Origin of the sequence: Flavobacterium sp. (assembly GCF_027482425.1) — a bacterium.
Lineage (GTDB): Bacteria > Bacteroidota > Bacteroidia > Flavobacteriales > Flavobacteriaceae > Flavobacterium.
In genome coordinates, this window is record NZ_JAIXWA010000072.1 from 24,561 (window position 1) to 47,769 (window position 23,209).

The window sequence follows — 23,209 nt, forward strand, 5'->3', positions numbered from 1 at the left end:
ACGTAAATGAAATTAAAATGCATTGGCTGGTTGCTGTTATGCTGCACCGCCTTAAGTTGGGGACAAACCGCTGACGAAGTTCGTCAAATGATGTGGGGTCCTGAAGACAAATACCAAAAAGCGACAACTTTTCCTGAGAAATGGAACAATGAATCGGCGGTCATTTTGTACAAAAATGAAGTATACGATTACCATAAATTTGGAACCAATGTTACGTATACCCGTTCCATTCGTAAACGGATCAAACTGTTGGATGCTGCTGCGGTGAAGGAGTTTTCGGAATTCTCGTATAGCACCAAATTTTATTCCAACAAAGCAATGGGGTCCTTTTGGCGCAGAGGATCAAATTTTATTGGCGTTCGCGTAATCAAACCCGATGGAAAAGCGTTGGAAATCGATGCCGATAAAGAAGCCAAAGAGGTCAATAATGAGAAAAAATTGGCCATCCCTAACTTGGAAATCGGCGATATTATTGATTTTTATTTTTACTCCGTAGAACCGTTTAAATCGGTGTATGACTATACCTTTGAAGCGGTGGAAACCCCTTTGGGCGACGTTTATCCTACTGTAGATTTGAAAATCACATTACGCACCGAAAACGACTTTTTTGTCAACTTCAACACCTATAATGGGGCCCCCGATTTAAAAGAAATACCCACCGGGAAAAGCAATGATCGGTTGTATGAATTAACCGCTAGTGACTTGGCCAAAAACGAATTTCCACGCTGGTTTTACCCGTTAAACGAACTCCCTTGTTACAAATTTCAGGTGATTTTTGCACGCTCAGGAAAATTTGAACGGTTGTCAGATGGCTTTCTATCGGAAAAAGAAAGTATAATTAAAAAGACCGTCGCTAAAGAAGATATCTTTAATTATTATAATGAAAAGTTCTATCCTGAGGGCGATATGGGGCCCATCAATAAATTCTTAAAAGAAAAGAATTTTTCCTCTGATGAAGAAAAAATACGAGCGGTGTATTACTTCTGCAGGCATGAATTTTTTACCCGATATTTTGAAGGATTCGCCGTCAACGATGCCAATATCATGTACCCTTGGGGCTTGTATAGTAATGTAATTTTCTTTCGCAATGAGGTTCCTTTCGTAAATTACTTCATGCAGTTTTTGAAACGACAAGAAATCAGTTTCGACATTATCATTGCCACTCCGCGCTACAACGGATCCATCGACGACTTACTGATTCAAGAAAACGTGCGCAAACTGATTCGCGTAAACACCAAAACCCCCTTGTATTTGGAGTATTTTAATCCCTATACCGGTGCCGATCAGATTAGTTACACGATTGAAAATTCGAAAGCCTATGTTTTGGAAATTGTAAAAGGCAAACGAGTAACGGATGCTTCCACTGTTACTTTGCCCTCTAGTACGTACAAAGACAACCTTTCCAAAATCAAAACGCAAGTATCGTTGGTGGATTTCAACGGGTATAAAGTTACACGTGATGCCTCATATTATGGACATTTGAAAGAATCGGAACAAGAAGACAAACTGCGTTTTTACGACTTTGTATATGAAGATTACGAAAAATACGGGACACCGAAACTCATGGAATTGGTGCGCAACAATCGCCAACGAACCCAGTACACCAAAGAATTGGAATCGCTCATTTTGAAAATGAAGGAAAAGCAAAAGGAAACCTTTGAAGCCAACGTAGAAGGCGAATACGATGTAAAAGTCGACGATTATGCATTTACGATAAAAAATACTGGGCGTTTTGGCAAAGACAATGCCTTGGAATTAAACGAAACCTTTACCATCAATGCCAATTATGTCAAAAAAGCGGGGGACAAATACTTATTAGAATTGGGGCGTTTTCTCACGTCTCAGATAGAAATTGACAAAAAAGAAATCGAGCGTAAAAACAATATTTACATGGGATTCCCACGCGCGTTTGAAAACGAAATTGTATTCACAATTCCTGAGGGATTCAGCGTTTCGGGCTTGGACAAGTTGAATAAAAAAGTAGAAAACGAAACCGGCGGATTTACTTCTACTGCCGAAGTTCAAGGCAATCAATTGGTGATTAAAACCTTGAAATACTACAAAAATTACTACGAACCCAACACCAACTGGAACAAAATGATTCAGTTTTTGGACGCCGCTTACCAGTTTACCCAAGAAAAGGTATTGCTGAAAAAGAACTAATAGAAAGCGCTCTTCGGGGCGCTTTTTTTATACGGCAGCAAGAACATTGTGCCCCGATACACGCGCGGTCCCGTCATCCATTACAATCTGCTCCGCTGCGCTCCACAGGATTTCCACTCCTACCGGGGCTGTATCGAAACCGTTGTTTTCCAATAGGGGTAAAATCGTTAGTTGCAATAAGCGCTTTTTCAGAGCTGCTATCTATCGTTTTAACCACGGCGAGGGATTGACATAACTCGCGTTTTGAGAAATCATAAACCGCAATACTGCTTTCCCATCGGAGTCGGTTTTTACACGTCCCAACGATTGCTTGGCACTCACATTCTCGCCTTCAGTAACCGATACCGAACTCAAGTTGTGGTAGATGGTAAAATAATCCCCGTGCTTAATCAACACTGCAAATTTGTTTCCAATCTTCTGTATTTGCGCTACTTCACCTTTGAAAACAGCACGTACATTGGCGTTGGCATCGGTAGTAATATCAATACCACTGTTATGCACCACAAGCGATTTGTACACGGGATGCGGTTGGTCTCCAAACCCGAGGCTAATCACCCCACGCTCGACAGGCCATGGTAAACTTCCGCGGTTGGCTTTGAAATTATCGGAAATGATTTTTCCTTCGGGCGTCAACACGATTTTGGTTGAAGACTCGATTTTTTTGGTTTCAGCAGCGGTAGTTGTTTTCGGATTGGCTTTGGCTTTGGCGGCCGCGGCTTTCCGGTTGGATTCAGCGATGGCTTCCCGAATCAATTTTTGAATTTGAGCGTCAATTTTGCGCGACTCTTGTTCTTTTTTACGAATCTCGGCGGCTAATTGTTTTTTATTCTTTTTGAGACTATTGGCTAATTTCTCTTGCTCTTGGCGTTCTTTTTCTAAATCTTCGCGCTGTTTTTGTTGCTCGGCCAACAAGACTTCTTTTTCCTCTTTTTGTTTGTTGAGTTCGGTATAATGGTTGGCCAATTTATCGGTTTTATCCTTGATTTCTTGCCCTTGCATTTTGCGATAACCTGCATATTGTTTCATATACTGCAAGCGTTTGTAGGCCTGAGTAAAGTTTTCTGACGACAATAAAAACATGGCGCGGCTATGCTGGGAGCGGCTTTTATACGATTTGAGAATCATCTCGGCATAGTCCTTTTTAAGAATGTCCAAATCCTTTTTCAAGCGATTGATTTCGAGTTGATTCAGGTAAATATTGTCGTTGAGAATTTTGGTCTGCTTGGTGGTGGTGTTAATCAACTTTTCTTTCAACCCAATCTTTTCCTTTTGGATATCCAACAACTTGGTCACCGACTTTTCTTTGGAACGCACTTCTTGCAACAGGCGTTCTTTTTCGATGATTTCCTGTTGCAACTTGGCTTTGCGCTGTTCCAACTCTTCTTGGGTGAGCTGGGCTGAGGCCAAAACCGTGCATAACAATGCGATAAGAGTACTAAACTTTTGCGACATGGGCTTACTTCTTTTCAATTTCTATACGTTCAAATCCTTCGGGTACTTGATACGGAAACGTGAGCTCCTCGTTGAAGTTGACGTTTTTATATTCTACATCAATAATGGTTTTTTGCTCTTGCAAACGGGCTTCTAACAGCATTTGTAAGGGTAAATACTTTTCGTTTGTTTTGCTGTAATCGGGATAGGTTACTTGTAAGGCACGATCCAATTGAGGCTGGTTGATTTCTTGCTTTTTGATCAAATAATTATCACCTTCTAAATAGAAAGATTTGTCGATACCTTCGGTTTCAAGCGCTTGTAAACGGTACCATTTATCGGCGATGGAAACCTTGTATTTGCCTTTAGAAAAATCATCGATGGATTTGCCTAAAAACAGACTTTGAATCTTGAAAAAGTCCAAATCAGTACCCAGCCAACGGCTTAGCGAAGAATAATCACCTTCAAAATATTTATTGCCAATTTTGTCGTAATAACGCACCGATTCGGGAGTAATCAAGGCTTTGGCCATAGTAATCCCGAGCACACGAATGATAACCATGATTTTTTCATTCTTTTTCATCCGAATTTCTGCCATCACATTTTGGGAAAGATTGGGATCTTCAAACTTGGCGGAGGCTTTGATGTTTAACGTAGTAAAATCAAGAGCGTTGACATTGTACTTATCAATGATTTGAATCGCAGGAATCTCATTGGTCACCGCAGCACTTTCGGCAATAGCTACTGCTTTGGATTTACAGGAAGTCAATCCGAGTAACAAACTCACTGTGAGAAGATAAAAAGGATATATAATCGTACGTTGCATTAGCGTTTTTTGGTTTTTTCTAAAAGCTGATTGGCTTTTTCAAAGTATTCATTTTTCTTTTTCGTGTCGCCCAAACCGGCACAAGCCTCCCCCAATTGTAGCGTAAAATTGATTTCCAAAACCACATCATCTACAATAAAATCGAGTCCCGCTTCAAGTATTTCTTTTGCTTTTTTAAATTGTTGTTGCTGATTGAGTGCCAATCCACGAAAATAGTACAACTGTGGTTGGGTTGGAAAAAGCTCTAATTGTTCTTGTGAAAAACGCCCCACTTGATCAAACTGCAAATGGTCGGTATACGCTTGTAGTAAAAGTAAAATACCTTCCATATCGTCTTGATGAGAGCGATGATGCATTTCGTAGTACTTAATGGCTTTGGGCGCGTTTTTCTTCGTTTGATAAAACTTTCCAATTTCTTTGGCCACAAAGATGGTTTTGTCGTCATCAAAAAAAGCGATGGCACGATCAAGGGCATTTTCGTAGTTGGGATTATTTTTGGTGAAAATCAAAAACTCATTAAGGATACGATGTTTGATTTTTTTATCAATTTTTTCCGAAGCCAAAACGATATTCATCGATTTCACCGCTTTGTCGCCTTCATTGGCATTCAAATGGTATTTAAACAAGCTCACTTGAGCCCACTCAGAAGTGGGAATTTCCTTCTCCAATTGACGGGCTACCTCAAGTGCTTTTTCCTCCTGGTTGCTTTGAGAATAGAGGTAAATCAAAGCGATGTAGTTGGCTTCATCTTTCGGGAATTTTTTTATTTTTTCAACCAAGTCATTCTTCTCTGGACCTTGAAATTTAGCGTCTTGAAGAATTTGTGCTTTATACAACTCGCGTTTCTCCGATTTCCCAACCGTTGCATTTAAGGTGTTGATCAAGTCCAAGGCTTTGTCGTATTGTTGCGTTAACATATACAGTGAACACAAGTCTTCACGGTAATCGGCTTTAAATTCGATCAGTTTTTCTACGATGCCAATAGCCCGATTATAGTCTTTGGTATCGTAGCAAATATCATACATTCCCGCCCAAGCCCAACGATTATTGGAATCCATTTCGGTGACTTTTTTGAACATATCAAAAGCCTCCGGATAGCGTTTCATGAAATACAGGTTTTTCCCTTTTTCAAAATACACTACGGCATTGTTGGGTTGAATTTTTTCACATTGATTCAACGCTTCGATGGCCTTGTCGTAATTTTCTATTCCTTTTTGTGTCAACGCTTCATAATAATGGTTTTGAAACGCATCGGGAGCCAACGCCGTATCCTCAGGCTCTTGTGCCCAAAGCGTGCTGGAAATCAAGAGTGTCCAAAAACCACTATAAAGAATTCGTTGTATCATATTTTATTCTAAAACGGAATAGTCGCCGATGCTAATACTAGTGAAATTTCCATCAAATGAGGCATGATTACCAATCATCGCATTGTCTAATTGCGCGTTTTTGATGTGCGCATGGGTTTGCACCAAACTGTTTTTAATCGTACTGTTAACCACGTGAGTTCCTTTGCCTAGAGAGACATTGGGTCCTACAGTGGCGTTTACCAAAATCACATCCTCAGCAATATGACAGGGAGGAATAATGGTACTGTTTTCCAATTTTACATTGGCCGCCACCAAAGCTTCTACCCCATCTTGATGCAAAAAGTTTAGCATTCGAGAATTAGTTTCCACAGTCACATTTTTATTCCCGCAATCCATCCACTCGTCTACTTTGCCTGGAACAAATTTCATGCCTTTCTGCTTCATGTTTTCCAACGCATCGGTCAATTGGTATTCACCGCCTTTTACAACGTTGTTATCGAGCAGGTATTGCAATTCCGAACGTAAAGTTTCCCCCGACTGAAAATAATAAATCCCAATAATGGCCAAATCGGATACAAATTCTTTGGGTTTTTCAACAAAATCGACAATTTGGTTTTGATCGTTTAATTGCACGACTCCGAAGGCACTTGGATCGTCCACTTGTTTAACCCAAATCACCGCATCGGCCGAAGTATCTAAGGAGAAATCAGCGCGAAATAGGGTATCGGCATAGGCCACAACGATCGGACCCGTCATGCTTTCTTTGGCGCATAAAATCGCATGCGCAGTTCCTAACGCTTCATTTTGATAACAAATAGTCCCGCGTGCGCCTAATTTTTGGGCAATGGCGACCAAATCTTCCTCTACTTTTTTTCCAAAATCTTTATGGATGATAAAGGCAATTTCGTCAATTTTTTGGTTGATGACTTGTGCAATATCCTCTACCAATCGGTGCACGATGGGTTTTCCAGCAATAGGAATTAAGGGTTTTGGTACGGTAAGCGTATGAGGTCGAAGGCGTGATCCGCGTCCGGCCATAGGGACGATAATCTTCATGGTTGTTTTTTGTTTTTAGGGTTCCAATCTGAAAAAAATTCGATTAGAAGAGTGTTATACTATTTTTTTATTTGACTCCAGTGCTTCCAAATCCGCCCGCACCCCGGGAAGTTTCCGACAATGCGTCGACCTCAATCCATTCGGCACGTTCGTGTTTGGCAATGATCAATTGGGCAATACGTTCACCGTTTTCTACCACAAAAGGTTCTTGGGATAAATTTACTAAAATGACCCCAATTTCCCCCCGGTAATCGGCATCGACGGTGCCTGGCGAATTCAGTACGGTAATCCCTTTTTTGGCGGCCAAACCACTTCGGGGACGCACTTGCGCTTCGTACCCAATGGGCAACTCAATAAATAATCCTGTTTTGATGATGGCACGACCTAACGGCTGAAGCATAATGGGTTCGGACAATTGCGCCCGTAAATCCATCCCAGCAGAGGCCAAGGTTTCATACGCGGGTAATTCGTGCTCAGAGGTGTTGATAATTTTAATTTGCATAGCTTGTTATTTACGGCGAAGAATACGCGAAAGCGTCTCTTTTTCACTTTTATAAATAAAGGACAAAAATACGAGTAATAAAAGTACTTTAAGGGGATAGTTATCACGAATATAATCCACATAAAATGCCAAAATAGAAAACCCGATTGAAAGTCCGAGGTAACTGAATATTCGATTAAAATCATACGGAATGGGGTACTTCTTTTTTCCCAACTGATAGGAGATAATCATCATGCTTCCATAGGCTGCGATAGTCGCTAAAGCCGATCCGTAATAGCTGTATTTTGGAATCAACAAATAATTCAGCGCCAACGTTACTAAAGCCCCAACAAAAGAGATATAAGCTCCGAATAAGGTTTTATCAATTAATTTATACCATACCGATAAATTGGTGTAAATGCCCAAAAAGAAATTAGCAAACACTATTAACGGAACCACCTTAATCGCATCCCAATAGGCGGCATTGGGCACCAACGGTTGTTTGAGCAAATCAATAAATGCTATGACCGCTAACGAAATAAAAGAACCGAAAATCACAAAATACTTAGTGATGGTGGCATAGGTTTGTGGTGCATTTTCATTCCCAGCATGGGAGAAAAAGAAGGGTTCGATACCCAACGAATAGGCCGTTCGAAACAACACCATAAACATCCCGATTTTGTAACAAGCAGAATAGGCCCCGATATCGGCTAAGGGAACGTGAAACCAATCCAATAAAATTTTATCAAAATGTTCGTTGATGGCAAAGGCTACACCCGCAAAAAGAATAGGATAGCCATAGCGCATCATTTGTTTCCAAAGCGCAAAATCAAATTGCCAACGGATTTGCGTATAATTGGGAATTAACACCAAAAAAGTCGCCAAACTTGCCATTAAATTGGCGATAAAAATATATCCAATTTGAAAGTTGGGGTAGTAAAGTGTGGCTAAAAAACCGCTTGGATCACTCTTAGCCCATTGGGGAAGAAAGGCTAAAAAGAAAACGCTTAAAAGTATTTGAAGACTAACATTTCCAATTTTTATGACTGCATATTGCATGGGTTTGCGTTCGGCACGAAGTTTTGAAAAGGGAATAATCGCCAAGGCATCAAAAGCTACAATCCAAAGCGCATAGGTAATGTATTCGACGGCAAAACCAGTGGCATGGGCGAGTGTATTTCGAAACAACAACGCAAGAACTAGAAACCCTAGCGTAGACCAAAACAGCGAAATGGTACTGGTGGATATGACCTTGTTTTTATCGGTTTCTTTGTTGAAAAAACGGAAAAAAGCCGTCTCCATGCCATAGGAAAGAAACACGTTACAAAAAACGAGGTAGGAAAAAAGTACCGAAACAATGCCCATCTGACTTTTATCCTCTAGATAATAGATATAAAGTGGATTAAGTAAAAAACTGATAATCCGTGGCAAGACGGTAGCTAGACCATAGATTAAGGTTTGTTTAAAGAGGTTCTTGTACAGACTCAAGGATTGGGAATTTTTAACAAAAATAACGATAAAATAAATGCAAAAAAAAAGAGCCGACAAAGCCGACTCTTTTTTATATCGTTACGAATTATTAACCTTTAAGTGCTTCTGCTCCACCTACAATCTCAAGGATTTCGTTGGTAATCGCTGCCTGACGGGCTTTGTTATACGTTAATTTCAATTGATTACGCAATTCCGTGGCGTTGTCGGTAGCTTTATGCATCGCTGTCATACGCGCACCGTGTTCAGCAGCAAACGAATCGCGAATCGCTTTGTACAACTGTGTTTTCAATGATTTTGGAATCAACGTCAACACGATTTCTTCTTTGGTCGGCTCAAAAATATAGTCTGCGCTACTTGTTTGTGCTGAAGTTCCTGAGGCCAAAGGAAGGAATTGCTCTGTTTTGATGATTTGAGTGGCTGCATTTTTAAACTGATTGTAAACCAATTCAATTTTATCAAATTCGCCTGCTGCAAATTTATCCATTAAATCTTGTGCAATGGAAGCGGCATTTTCAAAGGTGAGTTGATCAAAAATAGCCGTGTTTTCACCCGCAAGCGTATTGGTCTTACGGAAAGCATCACCTGATTTTTTTCCGATGGTATAGATCGTTACTTCTTTACCTTTGTAGCTTTCTTCCAACGCACGAACTTGTTTGATTACGTTGGCGTTGAACGCACCACATAATCCACGATTGGAAGTAATGGCTACAATCAATACCTTTTTTACTTCCCGTTGTTCGGTAAAGCTTCCGCCTAAATCTCCTTCAATGGTAGCGCTAAGGTTTTGAAGTAATTCCGTTAACTTCTCGGCATAAGGACGCATGGCTGTAATAGCATCTTGCGCTTTTTTTAACTTGGCAGCAGAAACCATTTTCATCGCCGATGTAATTTGCATCGTGGATTGTACCGAGGTGATTCTACTGCGAATTTCCTTTAAGTTTGCCATTATTGTATAGTAATTAGTAATTAGTGACTAGTGATTAGCTATTTACTAATCACTAGTTACTGTTCACTTTAAATTAGTATTTTGCTGCGATTTCTTTAGCGGCTTTTTCCAATACATCGGTGATGGTATCGTCAAATTTACCTGCTTTTAAAGCGTTTAATGTATCGCGGTGTTTGTTGTTCAAATAGTCTAAGAAATCTCTTTCGAATTCTTTTACCTTATTCACAGGAACATTACGCAACAAGTTTTTAGACCCTGCATAGATAATCGCTACTTGGTCTTCCACTGTAAACGGATCGTTCACCGATTGCTTCAAAATTTCAACGTTACGTTTTCCTTTTTCAATTACATTCAACGTAGCCGCATCCAAATCGGAACCGAATTTTGCAAACGCTTCCAATTCACGGTATTGCGCTTGGTCTAATTTTAAGGTACCCGCTACTTTTTTCATGGATTTGATTTGTGCATTACCCCCAACACGCGATACAGAAATACCCACGTTGATTGCAGGACGCACCCCTGAGTTGAACAAATCAGATTCCAAGAAAATCTGACCGTCAGTAATCGAAATTACGTTGGTAGGGATATACGCCGAAACGTCACCCGCTTGGGTTTCGATGATCGGAAGTGCTGTTAATGAACCGCCTCCTTTAACAATAGGCTTCAAGGATTCAGGTAAGTCATTCATGTTTTTAGCGATATCATCATCGGCAATTACTTTTGCCGCTCTTTCTAACAAACGAGAGTGCAAGTAGAAAACGTCTCCGGGATAGGCTTCACGTCCTGGTGGACGACGTAACAACAACGACACCTCACGGTAAGCCACCGCTTGTTTTGATAAATCATCATACACAATCAAAGCAGGACGTCCCGTGTCACGGAAGTACTCTCCGATAGCTGCACCAGCCATAGGCGCATATACTTGCATTGGTGCAGGGTCAGACGCATTCGCTGCTACAATGGTAGTGTAAGCCAAGGCTCCTTTTTCTTCTAATGTTTTAGCGATAGCTGCCACAGTAGACGCTTTTTGTCCTACAGCAACGTAGATACAATATACGGGTTGACCTGCGTCAAAAAATTCTTTCTGGTTCAAAATGGTATCGATACAAACCGTTGTTTTCCCAGTTTGACGGTCACCGATAACCAACTCACGCTGTCCACGACCTACTGGAATCATAGCATCAACCGCTTTGATACCCGTTTGAAGGGGTTCGTTAACAGGCTGACGGAAAATTACCCCGGGCGCTTTGCGTTCCAATGGCATTTCATACAACTCACCGCTGATCGGTCCTTTTCCATCGATAGGATTTCCTAGCGTATCCACAACACGACCTACGATTCCCTCTCCGACTTTCAAAGAAGCAATACGTTGGGTACGTTTTACGGTTGAACCTTCTTTGATTCCTGTAGAGGGCCCTAAAAGCACCACCCCAACATTATCTTCCTCAAGGTTCAATACAATCGCTTCAAGTCCGTTATCAAACTGCACTAACTCTCCGTATTGTGCATTAGATAACCCGTAAACGCGTGCGATACCATCTCCTACTTCGAGTACGGTTCCTACTTCTTCCAAAGAAGCTCCCGATTCAAAACCGGTTAGTTGTTTTTTAAGGATTGCTGAAATTTCAGCAGCTTTAATTTCTGCCATTGTAATATATCTTTAATGATGTATTAGTTACTAAACTCTCTTTTTAACTCATTTAAACGACCGGAAACAGAAGCGTTATATTGCATATCGCCGATGCGTAAGATAAAACCACCAATAATCGATGGGTCTACGGTATTTTCTAAGGTAATTTTCTTGGTTGACATTTCCGCAATTTTGGTGCTGATGGTTTTTTCCATTTCGGCCGTCATTGGAATTGCAGTGGTCACTTTGGCAATTTCAACCCCAATACTTTCATCATACAAATGACCGTATTGTTTGGCAATTGCCCCTAATATTTCAAAACGTTTGTTGGTAAATAACAATTGAAATAAACTTTGCGTTTCTTGTTGAACGCCAGCGAAAATTTCAAACAAAGCATTTTTCTTAGCTTCTAAACGAACCACAGGACTGGATAAAAACACTTGTAACTCGTGGCTTTCCGCTAAAGCGGCTATAATCGACTTCATATCGGCATTAACCGCTTCGGATTTACCAGAAGCTGTGGCAATATCTAAAATCGCTTTCGCGTATCGAATCGCTGCTCTTGACATACGTTATTAGTTTAATTTGGAATCCCCCAACATTTTTTCTACCAATTTGGATTGCGCTTCTTTGTTGGATAATTCATCACGCAATAATTTTTCAGCGATTTCTAGAGAAAGTGCCGAAACTTGACTTTTCAATTCAGCCATAGCTGCATTTTTCTCGCCTTCAATCGCTGCTTTTGCTTGGGCAATCATTTTCTCGCCTTGTGCTTGAGCGTCTGCCTTAGCATCGTTGATCATTTTTTCTTTGATCTCACGCGCCTCCTTCAATAGTGTATCGCGTTCTGCACGGGCATCTGCCAATAATTTCTCATTATCAGATTTTAAATTGGCCATTTCTTGACGCGCTTGTTCCGCTGATTGCAACGCATTTTTAATCCCTTCTTCGCGCTCATTTACCGCGTCTAAGATAGGCTTCCATGCAAATTTTTTCAACAACAGAATTAAACCCACAAAAATGAGAATCTGCCAGAAAAACAGACCGAATTCAAACTGATTTATTAATTTTTCCATGAGATATATGTATATAATTTCTGTTAGACGTAAGGAAAGCAACAGGAACAACCAACCGTTATACCTGTTGCTGTTTTTTTAGATTAAGCAGCAAATAATGCAGCGAAACCAATACCTTCAATAAGTGCTGCAGCGATCAACATCGCTGTTTGGATTTTACCTGAAGCTTCGGGCTGACGCGCAATAGCTTCCATAGCTGATCCACCGATTTTACCGATACCTAATCCGGCACCGATAACGATCAAACCTGCACCTACAATGTTTGGAATAGTCATAATGTTTGTATATTAAATTAAACAAATACGTAATTAATGATGCGCCTCCTCATGATGGTGCTCCTCATTGGCAGAACCAAAATAAAGTGCCGACAACATCGTAAATATATAGGCCTGTAAAAAGGCAACTAAAATTTCTAAAATAGAGAGTACAAAAGCCAATCCGAAAGATAGTGGGCTTCCAACCCAGCTTTTGAAAATGAACATCAAACCAATAATACTCATGATTACGATGTGGCCCGCAAAAATATTGGCATACAAACGAATCATCAATGAGAATGGTTTGATAAATACTCCTAATAATTCAATTGGAGCTAATACAATACGCATCAAATAAGGAACTCCTGGCATCCAAAAAATGTGACCCCAGTAATTTTTATTTGCCGTTAAATTGGTGATCAAAAATGTTAAAATAGCCAAGGAAAAAGTAATGGTGAAATTACCTGTTACATTTACTCCAAGCGGCGTCAATCCAAAAATGTTTAAAAACAAGATGAAGAAGAAAATGGTCAACAAATAACTCATATACTTCTTATAATTCTTCTCCCCAATATTAGGAATAGCAATTTCATCCCGAATGAACACAACCAATGGCTCAAAAATACGCACCATACCTTTGGGAATTCCTCCGTTTTTGGCATACGATTTTGCCAAGCGTGTAAACATGAAAAACATCAAAAGTGCCGTAATAATGATGAACAAAACACTTTTGGTAATCGAAAAATCAATCGGACGAACATTGGTAGGGTGACCCGATTTAGCATCTTCTGTCAAGGTTCCTGTAGCATCTGTTCGGTAGATTTTTCCATCGTGATGACTCAACACATAAAACTTGCCTTTGGAGGGGACTACGCCATTTTCGGCATGATGAAATTCCGATGAAGAAAAAATATGAAGGCCTTCGTCCCAAAGAATTACAGGCAACGGAAACCCAAAATGTTTTCCTGTTTTATCATCTGCAAACAAAGTAAAATCGTGTGAATCTAAAACGTGGTGATTAATGTGTTGTTTAATTTCACTACGAATATCGCCTTCTTCATGTCCCTCATGATGACCTTCTTCATGTCCTTTCTCCACAGCAGTCGTTGCTTCTTGGGAAGCCGTCGTTTGCGTATGTGCTTCGTGATTGTCATTCGCGAAAGAAAATAAGGGCATAAAAGCCAGTAGTGCAGCAACAATGAAGTGGCTTGGTTTTCTAGAAATCACCATTTTTATTCACGTAATTTTAAGGTTTCCAAAATTTGGTGCAAAGGTACATCTTTTAGAAAAAAAACAATGGGATTACCGTTCTTTTTTGAATTTTTCGTTAAAAGTGGTCTTCTGAGGCGTATTATTCAATAGTTGAATGGTTAAAACCGTCTCCACAACAAGAAAAAATGCAAAAATGCTGTAAAAATTAATTTTTTCCTGAACACTCGAAAAACCGTAGATAATTTCTTTTCCAAAACCAAAAGCAAGTGCCATTTTTATGGTTGTCACAACCAAAAATAGCATGCCCACTTGATCAAAGTTTTTATGTTTTACGCCTACCAAAAAGGTTAGAATCACGATAGATAAAATTCCAAAAATGAAAAATAAGGATTCCACGGACCAATAATAGCGTTGGGCTAAAGCAAAAGATGGCTCGTGAATGGCAAAAACCAAGCGATTGATCCCGTAGCCAACACACGCAAAAAGCAGCGATTTTACCCAAACGTTACGACATTCACGAATCATGTTTATCAATGTCTTGAACTTGACGGTATACATTATAGAGCGCTACAAAAACACCAAACACGGTGACTCCCTTGGTATACCATTGATTAGAATTGGGATACTTACTATCTAACCATTGTCCTAATAGCGAAAATAAAAAGATAATAATCCCCATTTGAAGGGGAATATTTAACAACGCAATCCAGCGGTTAGGCTGTTTTTTCGGTGACGGGCTCATGTTGTTGTGAAATAGGTTTCACCTGAGGCTTCATCACACAGGTAGCCGAAAACTCTGCACCGGGTTCGACCGCCAATTTTCCACAGACGACTTCCCCTTTGATAACGGCCTTCGATTTTACACTTAATAGGTCTGAAATTTGAAGTTTCCCCTCCACGCGGCCTTCGATATCACAGTTTTTACAAATAATATCACCTTGAACACTTCCCGCGGGACCAATGACTAACTTTCCTTTGGTTTCAAAATTTCCTACTAAGTGTCCATCCAATCGAAAATCGGCTGGAGAAACAATATTCCCTTGAATGGTGGTTCCTTCCACAATTCGGTTGGTCTTTCCTAATAAATCGGTATACGATTTGGTTTTTTTCTCAAACATATTACTTCTTGTTAGGATTAAAGCCTGGTGCTGGAGGTAACGCATTCATCGGTGCGTCTTCTGCCGCATTTGATTTAGTCGTTGGAATAGGGTTTGAGGGATTACCCGTTGGTGTAGAATTTGAACCTTGTGTGCCTTTGGGTGTATCTCCCGCTGGAGCTGAAGGGTCTTCGCCAAACAATTCCTCTTTGGTTACGGTTCCTGAGTTTTTCCCTTTAGGAACTACTTTGGGGATTTCTTTTTCAATTTCAAGAGTACGCTGAATAGGAACAATAGGTTTGTTCAACCAATCGCCCGTCACATAATCCTCAAAATTCTTCATCACTTGCACTACCTTATAATTCTCATTGGAAATAATCGCATACGGTTCGGCGATTTTATAATCTTTGAATTCTTTCAACACTTGAGCAATCCCTCTGGCGTTATCTAAATTTTTGATTCCATGAAGCACCACAAAGTTTTTGTCCAGCATATAAATGTCTTCAGACAAAGTAATGGTTTCGATGGTGCGCTCCTGAATAAATTTTTTCAATTTATCCACCAACTTTTGCGTCGCCGCTGTAGTTGGAAATGCCACGGGATATACAATGTTCCAGGACGTAACAGGTTCTGAATTAAAGGACAATGATTCTAAATAGGGAATTTTTTTCTGAATAAACAGCTCCGTTTTCTTCCCTTCCTCCGAATTAGGATAAGTCAAGGCCACATAATTCAATGCCTTTTTATATTCTGACAATCCTTTTAGTTTCCCTAACAATTGGGCTTTCAACAACTCGTATTTGGGCACCAACTCTTCCCCTGTAAACTGCTCGATGGCTTGTTCGGTTTGGGGTAAAACTTCTCTATACTTGCCCGAATCATAGGCGCGATAAAGCGCATCATACGTTGCCTCGGGTGTTGTGGCTATAGCAGCTGCCGAAGTGTTTCCACCAACGATTTGCGCATAACGGGTATCGGGATATTCATTGAGAATACGATTCTTTATCGCCGCCGCTTTGGTCGGATCAATAATTTGATACACCTTATAAAGGTTATACAAACTAGGCAAGACCAGTCGCTCCTCGGGTTTATTTTTGAGTAACTGTTCAAACTTGCTCGCTGAACGCGTGTACTCTTTAAATTTTTCTTTATATATAACGCCCAACTGGTAATACGCGAAGTTTCGTTCTTTGGCCAACGAATCCAACACTTTTATATCGCTTGGGAGTTGTTTGAGGTAGAATTCAGTCGTATGCATCGGATTGACCGTTTTAACCTCATCTTCTTTTTCCGCATTCGCATTTTCGTCCTCTTTCTCTGGATTAGCCCCTTTACTGACCGTTGCAGACCAACGCCAATTTTCACCATAGGTTCGTTTCCCCCATTTTTTGCCAAATTCAAGTTTTCCTATTTCTACCGTATTAGGATTGTAAAAGTAAAAATTGCTTACTTCGTTGCTAGAGGCTACAGGAGTGATAACACTTTTCTTTCCGCCGCCCAATTTATCTGCCCCTGATGCATCTTTACCTTGGTTGGCATTGGCTTCAGCGGCTGCTTTTTCCTGGGCTATTTTTTCAGCAATGAGTTTCAACGCTGCTTCTTCTTTTTTCAAACGCTCAATATGTTTTTGAAAAAAAGCTTCCCGGTCGGCCAACGACATGCCAGTGAGATTGAGAATACTGTCGTTTCGTTGCGCAATACCTTCAAATTTGATAACGTCTTGAAGATTTTCACGTTTTTTGGTAATCAACCGGAATTCCCGTGTCCGCGGATTCAACACGGTCAACGTACTGTCAAAATATTTACCCGCCACCACATATTTCGCTTCATTGAAATGTAGTTCGGCTAAATTTCGGTAATTGGAAGCCACCAGATACTGATCTTGTGGCTTGGCTTTAAGCGAGGCATTATAGGATAATTTGGCCTGTTTAGGTTTGTTTACTTTTTCATAATATAAGGCCATTTGATGGTGCAATACATCCATAAAAGAACGGTTTTCGCGATCTTCCATCAAGTCCTTGTATTTTTTTAAAAAAGCTACCGTATCGCCTGTTTTGGGATTAAACTGACGGGCTTGTCGGGCATGGGCTTGGATAACATACTGACGGGCCGCTTTGCGATTCATATCAATAACCCGCTGGTACTCGATAAAGGCACTGTCTTTTTGGCCGCGATCTTCATACAGCTGCGCCGTGATAAAGCGGTATCGTGACTTTTCTTCATCGATTTTAGTGAATTCGGTAGCCAAACGCAACTTGGCAATCGCACTGTCGATTTCTTTTAAGTTGATAAACGCTTGGGCAAGGGTGGCGTTGGCATCGGCGTAAACTTGATCTTTAAACTTAATCTCTTTCAACAATTTGCGAAGATTATTGACCGCCAATTCGTCATTTTCCAAGCGCATATTGGTCTTTTCCCGCCAAATTTTAATCAAATTAATTTTATCGCTTTGCGGATACTTATACAAAACATAGTTGAACGCTTCCAACGCAGGGACAAAACGTTGCTCGTAATACCGCGCCTGTCCCAACATTAAATGCGCTTCATCCATTTGGGGGTTGCGTTCTACCCCATCAATATTCATCGAATGCTTTTGAATCGCTTTGATTGCTTTGGTTTCAGCCCGATCAAAATTGGGATTCTTTGTATCGCCTGGTAATGCTTTTTCTTCGGTGACTTGCATGCGCTCCACAGGCAATAGTTCCCAAAAGTTATCTTTGTACTGGTTGCGCAAATCCACAACGCCTTGGTCCATCGCGACTTCACCATTGTATAAAATATTATACTTGGTATTTAACGCGTGAAATTTTCGATTGACAAAGGCATCTTTCTTCGTAGAACACGCCACGAGTACGGCTGCGAATCCGAAAAAAAAGAAATATTTTGGGGTTGAGTTTTTCAAGTCAAAAACGTTTATGTAACTAACTGCAATTTGGCGCTTTTAGTATATCTAACGGGTAAAAATACATTTCTTTTCGTAAAGTGAAAAAAAATAGGGCGGAAATTGAAAATAGTACACCCCAACAGCCGAAACCATTGGGGTGTACTTGAGAAGATATAAAAACGTTATACCGCAAAAAAGGCTTCCAATTCTTGCAACGTCTCTGGGCTGGTTTGAATGTCTTTGACCACCTCACCCAAATGCAACGCCACAATGCGATTACACACCTCAACCGTATGCACCAAATCGTGACTTGATACCAACAAGGTCACGTTGGGGTCTTCAGCCAACTCTTTTAAAATCTTTTTCAAACGATTCACCGTAGTTGGATCTAAATTCGCAAAAGGTTCGTCCAAAATAATCACCTCAGGATTACCAATTAAAGTCGCAATAATTCCCACTTTTTTCTGATTTCCTTTCGACAAATCGCGCAAATATTTTTTCTTGGTCAAAATCTCTCCATTAAAAAAATCTTCATGCTTGGCCAATAAGGCATCGACATCGGCTTTGTTCTGACCTCGAAGTTCACCAATAAAATAAAAGTATTCTTCAGCGGTCAAGTAACCGATTAAAAAACTTTCGTCCAAAAACGCGGCTGTAAACGGTTTCCATGCCTCGCTCGAACTGACTGCGACGCCATTGTTAATCACTTTTCCCGTTGTGGGCTGAATCAAATCGAGCAGCAAACTAAACAACGTGGTTTTCCCTGCACCATTGTTGCCTACCAATCCAAAACTCTGTCCCTTAGGAATTTCCAATTCGTTAATATCTAAAACTTTGACGCCATTAGCGTACATCTTGCTTAATTGTTGTACTTGTATCATGAGGAAGGAAGTTTATCGTTATGCTTTTTGTTTGTATGCGGCCAAGGTAGCATACTTTTCTACTTTGTAAATTTTTTCTATTTGCGTGAAAACGCGATCGCGGAAAGCAAATCCCAATACGCCAGCACCCGCCACCAAAAGCGCTCCTAAATCGGAAGAATGGGTATAATAACCCAACGAATACAATCCCATAGGAAGCAACATTTTGGGTAACGAAATCAACATTGTCTTCGCATTGAAGGCTTGTTTATTGCCAAACGCTTGTTTGCTCGTTGTCAAATCTATCGGGGTTTTAACATACGCACCGCCCAACATGACCAAATGCGAATTGAATCCCATATTGAAAATCGCACCTACAATAATCATTTTGTAGACGTCCCAGCCGAAATACAAATAAAAAGAAGCAATCAACGTAGAGACAAACGTTGCCAACACCATCAACCACCATTTTGACATCAAATAATCGCGGTACTGAATGTTTTGACTCATCATCAACGGATAATAAGCACTGTCCCAACTCGGAATAAATTGGCCAAACACAAACAAAAATCCCCCTGTACAAAAGATTGCCGCAAACATTTGCATCGGCGCCGATTGGTAGACCTCAATCGAATTGGTATAAAACAACAACCCATAGGCAATAAACAACACGCTCATCACCAAGGTTGTTTTGGAACGCTTGTTTCGCTTGAGCAAACGAATATCATTTTTCAAAAACGTCCCCAAGGTGCCAAACTGGTTCAACCACGATAAATTTTCGGTTTGCGCAATTTCAGCTTTCGAAGCCAACTTCTCGTCCAAATGCATGTGTCCCGCAAAATAACGGTACGTGGCATAATACAAAAAAGCTAAAAGCACAACGGGTACAAGCGCTGCAACAGGGGTGTCAAAAAGCGCTTGAAACCACGGATAGGTGTACAGTGTAATGTCAAACCAACCATAGTATTGAGACGCTCCTAAAAACAACACCAATCCCGCCATCGGATAAAAAACAGCATCCTTGTTGTTGAGTAAAATATTGGTAAAATTACAGCTATAAATCAATGCGCTAATGCCCAACCACCAGGCCAACGTCGACCCAATGGGCTCGCCTTTGTAAAGCATCATCACCGTAAAAGGAAGCAGAAAAAAAGCGTGAATGATATTGAAAAACGAAAACCATGTTTTTCCCAACAAAAAGTGAATTACCGTACTTTTTTTGAGCGGCATCACCAACAACGGCCGAATATTCATCACGGGCATTTTTTGCATAAAATACCGTATAAACAAATCGGCCGTCAAATAATAAATCATAATGCGATTAATGGTTTGCACCGGATTGTACCCTTGCTCTTTCAATATCGGATAGACGGCCAATCCAAGAATCGAAAAGCAAACAATAAAGTACAACGCCCCCAAAGCCATCAAAATCTTTAAGGCGAGGTTGGTTTGAAACGAAGCCGAACGGGCAAACGATTTCCATTCCAACGAAAGAAAACGACGTATCATAGGTTTTAAATTTTTCAATTAGTGAACAAGATAATGATTTTGTTACAATCGGGGCGGTCCGGCAAATGAACTGTTTACTACAATCGGTCTTGTTATTGCCGTCGGGTGTTCCGCTGCAAGTCCGCACTCATTCTTCGCTTGCGGGCTTTCCACTGCACCCCCTACCGCAAATTTGTGCCCCAAATAACATCCAACAAACATCGGCCATTTCAACCCCAAACATTTAAAGGAGTCTTCGTACCTTTGCCAAAATTTTAAAGCTATGTCTACTTTTTATAAACTCTTGATAAAAGATGTGCGTCGCGAGACCGAACAATCCGTTTCGTTGGCCTTTCAAATTCCTGTCGAATTACAAGCGGCTTATACGTTTGTAGCCGGGCAATATGTAACCTTAAAACTCACCTTAGACGGACAAGAAATTCGTCGCGCCTATTCCATTTGTGCCTCGCCCAAAAGCGGAGAACTGCGCATCGCTGTAAAAGCAGTTAAATTTGGACTTTTTTCTTCCTTTGCTAACCGAAATTTAAGACCCGGTGATGTCCTTGAAGTGGGCGTTCCCGAGGGAAAATTTACCTTCGAACCCCAAGCCGATCGGCAACGTAACTATGCTGGATTTGCTGCCGGTAGCGGCATCACTCCCGTGCTCTCCATCCTTAAATCGGTTTTGGAAAGCGAACCCCAAAGTACGTTCGTCTTGGTCTATGGGAATAAATCGGTGGCCGAAACTATTTTTCACCACGAATTGCACGAACTGCAACAACAGTATGTGGGTCGCTTTTTTGTGCACTATGTCTTTAGTCAAACCCATGAAAGCGAATTGTTTGGCCGTATTGATAAATCCGTTGTCAATTTTGTATTGAACAACAAGCACAAGGAAAAAGAATTTGATAAATTCTATTTGTGTGGCCCCGAGGAAATGATTACTACCGTTTCCAATACCTTGAAAGAGCACAACATCCCTGAAAAAGCAATTAAATTTGAATTGTTTACATCCTCCAATCAAAGTGGTGCCGCGCCCACAGGAGAAGGACATACAGCGATTACACTCCAAGTCGATGGCGAAGAAACCGCCTTTGAAATGAGCCAAAAACAAACCATTTTGGAAGCCGCTTTAAAACAAGGAATCGACGCACCTTATTCCTGTCAAGGGGGAATTTGCAGCAGTTGTCTCGCGCGAGTGACCAGCGGTGCAGCAACCATGAAGAAAAATGCCATTCTCACCGACAGTGAAATCGCCGAGGGATTAATCCTAACCTGCCAAGCGCATCCGACCACGCCCGAAATTTACGTCGACTTTGATGATGTGTAAAAAAGGAGATAAAGCGTTATAAAGCTCCTACGATACAATACTGTAAATCTTTTGAAGAATTTGTTGCGGTGTTATGGTGCGCATGGCTTGCTCATAGCCCGCAACTTTTTTATTGCCATAAATGGAGGTAGGCAAAAACGGATATTGGGAACGATCGGCGGTGAGACAATAGGCCAACGGTTGTCCATACGGCGCAAATCCCGCATACGGATGGGTTGCGCCCCATATTGTTATTGTTTTTACGCCATATAATGACGCCAAATGCGCATTCCCACTGTCCATCGAAACCATAAGATCTAAGTTGGCAATAAGTTCCAACTCGTGTTCAAAGGAAATTTTATTGGCCATATTCTTAATATTCTCTCCCAAAGAAGTAAGCGTATCCAAAAGTTCCGACTCGCGACGACCGCCACCCAATAAGAAAATGCGATAGGGCCCTTTCGCCAAATCAGCAACGACCTCTTGCAGCAAATCCATCGGATACACTTTGGCCGAATGCTGTGCAAAAGGAGCAATCCCAATCCACAATTGTTGCTTGGGGCCGGTTTGCTCCACAACACTAGGAGACAACACTTCTTTGGGAAGGTAGTATGGCTTATCGAAAGGAAAAGTATACCCCAATTTTTGAAGGGTTTCGACATGTCTAACCGTCATCGGCTTGAGCGGCGCAATGGTTTTTTCCTCAAGTCGGGTCAACTGCTTTTTTTCCAAACGCCCTTTGTCGGTATATGCTGTTTTTTTACCGCTTAATGCAAAAAGAAAGCGCAGTATTTTTGAACGCAATACATTGTGAAAATCGGCGATTTCAGTTACACCCAGCGCTTTCAATTCGCGGTACAAACGAAAAATGCCCCACAATCCTTTATGTTGATGACGGGTATGAACCGAAACAAAATGAATTTGAGGAATCTGTAAAAAAATAGGTTTAAAAAAAGCACGGGAAACGACCGTTATTTTTACATCAGGATTATGATGCATGAAGGCCAAAATAACCGGCACCGTCATCGCAACATCCCCCATGGCTGAGAGGCGAATAAACGCAATATGTCGTGTTTTTTGCGCCAATTATTTTTTTTGCTGATACAAAACCGGATTCAAATCCTCGTCGTTATACATTTTCATCTGTTTGTAGACTTTCATGTACTTGTCGCCATTTTCAATATCGGTCAACAACTCACTTATAGAAGTAAACATATCGTTCTTTTGATCCAAAAGTACATTCAGTTTTTCCTGGCATTTGGCACGGTGCTCGTCGGATGCATCAGGTCGTGTTGCTTCCTCGTGCATGTGGTAAATTTTCAAAGCCAAAATAGACAAGCGGTCGATAGCCCACGCAGGACTCTCGGTATTGATTTTGGCATTGGGCTTCACTGTAACGCCACTGTATTTTTGTAGAAAATAACTGTCAATATATTCTACCATATCCGTGCGTACCTGATTGGAAGCGTCTATTTTACGCTTTAAATCCAAAGCCGCAACAGGGTCAATTTGCGGATCCCGAATAATGTCTTCATAATGCCACTGCACGGTATCAACCCAGTTTTTGGCGTACAATAAATACGCGATACTTCCCTTTTCATAAGGATTCAACGTCGGTTGATATACATCATTGATAACATGATAATCACGAATACATTGTTCAAAAATAGGAAAAGCAAATTCAGCAAACATAGGTGT

The 23,209-nt window shown here is 40.8% G+C and carries 22 protein-coding genes; 2 read left to right on the forward strand and 20 right to left on the reverse strand.

Annotated features, from left to right (window positions below; translation table 11 throughout):
* Nucleotides 1–6 precede the first annotated feature (6 nt).
* Entirely contained in the window at nucleotides 7–2,163 is a 2,157-nt protein-coding gene (locus Q0037_RS10115) for a DUF3857 domain-containing protein (RefSeq protein ID WP_297517826.1), read from the forward strand.
* A gap of 201 nt (nucleotides 2,164–2,364) precedes the next feature.
* On the opposite strand, the gene Q0037_RS10120 is transcribed toward Q0037_RS10115, so the two are convergent.
* The 18 genes from Q0037_RS10120 to Q0037_RS10205 all read right to left on the reverse strand — a co-directional run bounded on the left by Q0037_RS10120 (nucleotide 2,365) and on the right by Q0037_RS10205 (nucleotide 20,223).
* Nucleotides 2,365–3,615 (reverse strand): peptidoglycan DD-metalloendopeptidase family protein, encoded by a 1,251-nt coding sequence (locus Q0037_RS10120; protein WP_297517829.1) that lies wholly within the window; start codon nucleotides 3,613–3,615, stop codon nucleotides 2,365–2,367.
* 4 nt (nucleotides 3,616–3,619) lie between these two features.
* Entirely contained in the window at nucleotides 3,620–4,420 is an 801-nt protein-coding gene (locus Q0037_RS10125) for a DUF4292 domain-containing protein (RefSeq protein WP_297517832.1), read from the reverse strand.
* Nucleotides 4,420–5,766 (reverse strand): cytochrome C biosynthesis protein, encoded by a 1,347-nt coding sequence (locus Q0037_RS10130; RefSeq protein WP_297517834.1) that lies wholly within the window; start codon nucleotides 5,764–5,766, stop codon nucleotides 4,420–4,422. Before Q0037_RS10130 ends, Q0037_RS10125 begins: the two co-directional genes overlap by 1 nt.
* 3 nt (nucleotides 5,767–5,769) lie before the next feature.
* On the reverse strand, nucleotides 5,770–6,783 hold the full coding sequence (locus Q0037_RS10135; protein WP_297517837.1) for a sugar phosphate nucleotidyltransferase: 1,014 nt from the start codon (nucleotides 6,781–6,783) through the stop codon (nucleotides 5,770–5,772).
* A 67-nt stretch (nucleotides 6,784–6,850) separates the two neighbouring features.
* Nucleotides 6,851–7,285 (reverse strand): dUTP diphosphatase, encoded by a 435-nt coding sequence (dut, locus tag Q0037_RS10140; protein ID WP_297517840.1) that lies wholly within the window; start codon nucleotides 7,283–7,285, stop codon nucleotides 6,851–6,853.
* A gap of 6 nt (nucleotides 7,286–7,291) precedes the next feature.
* The gene (locus Q0037_RS10145) at nucleotides 7,292–8,752 is read right to left on the reverse strand and encodes a lipopolysaccharide biosynthesis protein (protein WP_297517842.1); all 1,461 of its coding nucleotides are present in this window, start codon (nucleotides 8,750–8,752) and stop codon (nucleotides 7,292–7,294) included.
* Nucleotides 8,753–8,843: 91 nt separating this feature from the next.
* Entirely contained in the window at nucleotides 8,844–9,701 is an 858-nt protein-coding gene (gene atpG / locus Q0037_RS10150; protein ID WP_297517844.1) for an ATP synthase F1 subunit gamma, read from the reverse strand.
* Between the two features lie 73 nt (nucleotides 9,702–9,774).
* Nucleotides 9,775–11,349: a F0F1 ATP synthase subunit alpha gene (gene atpA, locus Q0037_RS10155; protein ID WP_073360327.1), complete on the reverse strand. Its 1,575-nt coding sequence runs from the start codon at nucleotides 11,347–11,349 to the stop codon at nucleotides 9,775–9,777.
* A 23-nt stretch (nucleotides 11,350–11,372) separates the two neighbouring features.
* A complete protein-coding gene (atpH, locus tag Q0037_RS10160; RefSeq protein WP_297517849.1) occupies nucleotides 11,373–11,900 on the reverse strand; it encodes an ATP synthase F1 subunit delta in 528 nt (175 codons plus the stop codon).
* A 6-nt stretch (nucleotides 11,901–11,906) separates the two neighbouring features.
* Nucleotides 11,907–12,407, reverse strand: coding sequence for a F0F1 ATP synthase subunit B (locus Q0037_RS10165; protein WP_297517852.1), 501 nt, complete (start codon nucleotides 12,405–12,407; stop codon nucleotides 11,907–11,909).
* 83 nt (nucleotides 12,408–12,490) lie between these two features.
* Entirely contained in the window at nucleotides 12,491–12,682 is a 192-nt protein-coding gene (atpE, locus tag Q0037_RS10170; protein WP_164974874.1) for an ATP synthase F0 subunit C, read from the reverse strand.
* A 33-nt stretch (nucleotides 12,683–12,715) separates the two neighbouring features.
* A complete protein-coding gene (atpB, locus tag Q0037_RS10175) occupies nucleotides 12,716–13,891 on the reverse strand; it encodes a F0F1 ATP synthase subunit A (RefSeq protein ID WP_297517858.1) in 1,176 nt (391 codons plus the stop codon).
* A 72-nt stretch (nucleotides 13,892–13,963) separates the two neighbouring features.
* Complete coding sequence (locus tag Q0037_RS10180) at nucleotides 13,964–14,398, reverse strand: hypothetical protein (protein ID WP_297517860.1); 435 nt, start codon at nucleotides 14,396–14,398, stop codon at nucleotides 13,964–13,966.
* Complete coding sequence (locus Q0037_RS10185) at nucleotides 14,388–14,615, reverse strand: AtpZ/AtpI family protein (protein WP_297517864.1); 228 nt, start codon at nucleotides 14,613–14,615, stop codon at nucleotides 14,388–14,390. Before Q0037_RS10185 ends, Q0037_RS10180 begins: the two co-directional genes overlap by 11 nt.
* A complete protein-coding gene (locus tag Q0037_RS10190) occupies nucleotides 14,587–14,991 on the reverse strand; it encodes a polymer-forming cytoskeletal protein (RefSeq protein ID WP_297517869.1) in 405 nt (134 codons plus the stop codon). The genes Q0037_RS10185 and Q0037_RS10190 overlap by 29 nt, the downstream gene beginning before the upstream one ends.
* 1 nt (nucleotide 14,992) lies before the next feature.
* Nucleotides 14,993–17,872, reverse strand: a complete 2,880-nt coding sequence (locus tag Q0037_RS10195) for a gliding motility protein (protein WP_297517872.1) — start codon at nucleotides 17,870–17,872, stop codon at nucleotides 14,993–14,995.
* 164 nt (nucleotides 17,873–18,036) lie between these two features.
* The gene (locus Q0037_RS10200; RefSeq protein WP_297517875.1) at nucleotides 18,037–18,735 is read right to left on the reverse strand and encodes an ABC transporter ATP-binding protein; all 699 of its coding nucleotides are present in this window, start codon (nucleotides 18,733–18,735) and stop codon (nucleotides 18,037–18,039) included.
* A gap of 18 nt (nucleotides 18,736–18,753) precedes the next feature.
* On the reverse strand, nucleotides 18,754–20,223 hold the full coding sequence (locus tag Q0037_RS10205; protein WP_297517877.1) for a DUF5687 family protein: 1,470 nt from the start codon (nucleotides 20,221–20,223) through the stop codon (nucleotides 18,754–18,756).
* A gap of 262 nt (nucleotides 20,224–20,485) precedes the next feature.
* Here Q0037_RS10205 and Q0037_RS10210 point away from each other — a divergent pair, with 262 nt between their 5' ends.
* Nucleotides 20,486–21,532 (forward strand): ferredoxin--NADP reductase, encoded by a 1,047-nt coding sequence (locus Q0037_RS10210; protein WP_297517880.1) that lies wholly within the window; start codon nucleotides 20,486–20,488, stop codon nucleotides 21,530–21,532.
* A 27-nt stretch (nucleotides 21,533–21,559) separates the two neighbouring features.
* On the opposite strand, the gene Q0037_RS10215 is transcribed toward Q0037_RS10210, so the two are convergent.
* Both Q0037_RS10215 and Q0037_RS10220 read right to left on the reverse strand, forming a co-directional pair.
* The gene (locus Q0037_RS10215; RefSeq protein WP_297517883.1) at nucleotides 21,560–22,597 is read right to left on the reverse strand and encodes a glycosyltransferase family 9 protein; all 1,038 of its coding nucleotides are present in this window, start codon (nucleotides 22,595–22,597) and stop codon (nucleotides 21,560–21,562) included.
* Entirely contained in the window at nucleotides 22,598–23,203 is a 606-nt protein-coding gene (locus tag Q0037_RS10220) for a DUF4254 domain-containing protein (RefSeq protein WP_297517886.1), read from the reverse strand.
* Nucleotides 23,204–23,209 lie beyond the last annotated feature (6 nt).

What these genes read in the sequence shown, in the direction of transcription:
- Q0037_RS10115 (WP_297517826.1), top strand. Translation starts at nt 7, where the DNA reads ATGAAATTAAAATGCATTGGCTGGTTGCTGTTATGCTGCACCGCCTTA.
- Q0037_RS10120 (WP_297517829.1), bottom strand. Translation starts at nt 3,615, where the DNA reads ATGTCGCAAAAGTTTAGTACTCTTATCGCATTGTTATGCACGGTTTTG.
- Q0037_RS10125 (WP_297517832.1), bottom strand. Translation starts at nt 4,420, where the DNA reads ATGCAACGTACGATTATATATCCTTTTTATCTTCTCACAGTGAGTTTG.
- Q0037_RS10130 (WP_297517834.1), bottom strand. Translation starts at nt 5,766, where the DNA reads ATGATACAACGAATTCTTTATAGTGGTTTTTGGACACTCTTGATTTCC.
- Q0037_RS10135 (WP_297517837.1), bottom strand. Translation starts at nt 6,783, where the DNA reads ATGAAGATTATCGTCCCTATGGCCGGACGCGGATCACGCCTTCGACCT.
- dut (WP_297517840.1), bottom strand. Translation starts at nt 7,285, where the DNA reads ATGCAAATTAAAATTATCAACACCTCTGAGCACGAATTACCCGCGTAT.
- atpG (WP_297517844.1), bottom strand. Translation starts at nt 9,701, where the DNA reads ATGGCAAACTTAAAGGAAATTCGCAGTAGAATCACCTCGGTACAATCC.
- atpA (WP_073360327.1), bottom strand. Translation starts at nt 11,349, where the DNA reads ATGGCAGAAATTAAAGCTGCTGAAATTTCAGCAATCCTTAAAAAACAA.
- atpH (WP_297517849.1), bottom strand. Translation starts at nt 11,900, where the DNA reads ATGTCAAGAGCAGCGATTCGATACGCGAAAGCGATTTTAGATATTGCC.
- Q0037_RS10165 (WP_297517852.1), bottom strand. Translation starts at nt 12,407, where the DNA reads ATGGAAAAATTAATAAATCAGTTTGAATTCGGTCTGTTTTTCTGGCAG.
- atpE (WP_164974874.1), bottom strand. Translation starts at nt 12,682, where the DNA reads ATGACTATTCCAAACATTGTAGGTGCAGGTTTGATCGTTATCGGTGCC.
- atpB (WP_297517858.1), bottom strand. Translation starts at nt 13,891, where the DNA reads ATGGTGATTTCTAGAAAACCAAGCCACTTCATTGTTGCTGCACTACTG.
- Q0037_RS10180 (WP_297517860.1), bottom strand. Translation starts at nt 14,398, where the DNA reads ATGATTCGTGAATGTCGTAACGTTTGGGTAAAATCGCTGCTTTTTGCG.
- Q0037_RS10185 (WP_297517864.1), bottom strand. Translation starts at nt 14,615, where the DNA reads ATGAGCCCGTCACCGAAAAAACAGCCTAACCGCTGGATTGCGTTGTTA.
- Q0037_RS10190 (WP_297517869.1), bottom strand. Translation starts at nt 14,991, where the DNA reads ATGTTTGAGAAAAAAACCAAATCGTATACCGATTTATTAGGAAAGACC.
- Q0037_RS10200 (WP_297517875.1), bottom strand. Translation starts at nt 18,735, where the DNA reads ATGATACAAGTACAACAATTAAGCAAGATGTACGCTAATGGCGTCAAA.
- Q0037_RS10205 (WP_297517877.1), bottom strand. Translation starts at nt 20,223, where the DNA reads ATGATACGTCGTTTTCTTTCGTTGGAATGGAAATCGTTTGCCCGTTCG.
- Q0037_RS10210 (WP_297517880.1), top strand. Translation starts at nt 20,486, where the DNA reads ATGTCTACTTTTTATAAACTCTTGATAAAAGATGTGCGTCGCGAGACC.
- Q0037_RS10220 (WP_297517886.1), bottom strand. Translation starts at nt 23,203, where the DNA reads ATGTTTGCTGAATTTGCTTTTCCTATTTTTGAACAATGTATTCGTGAT.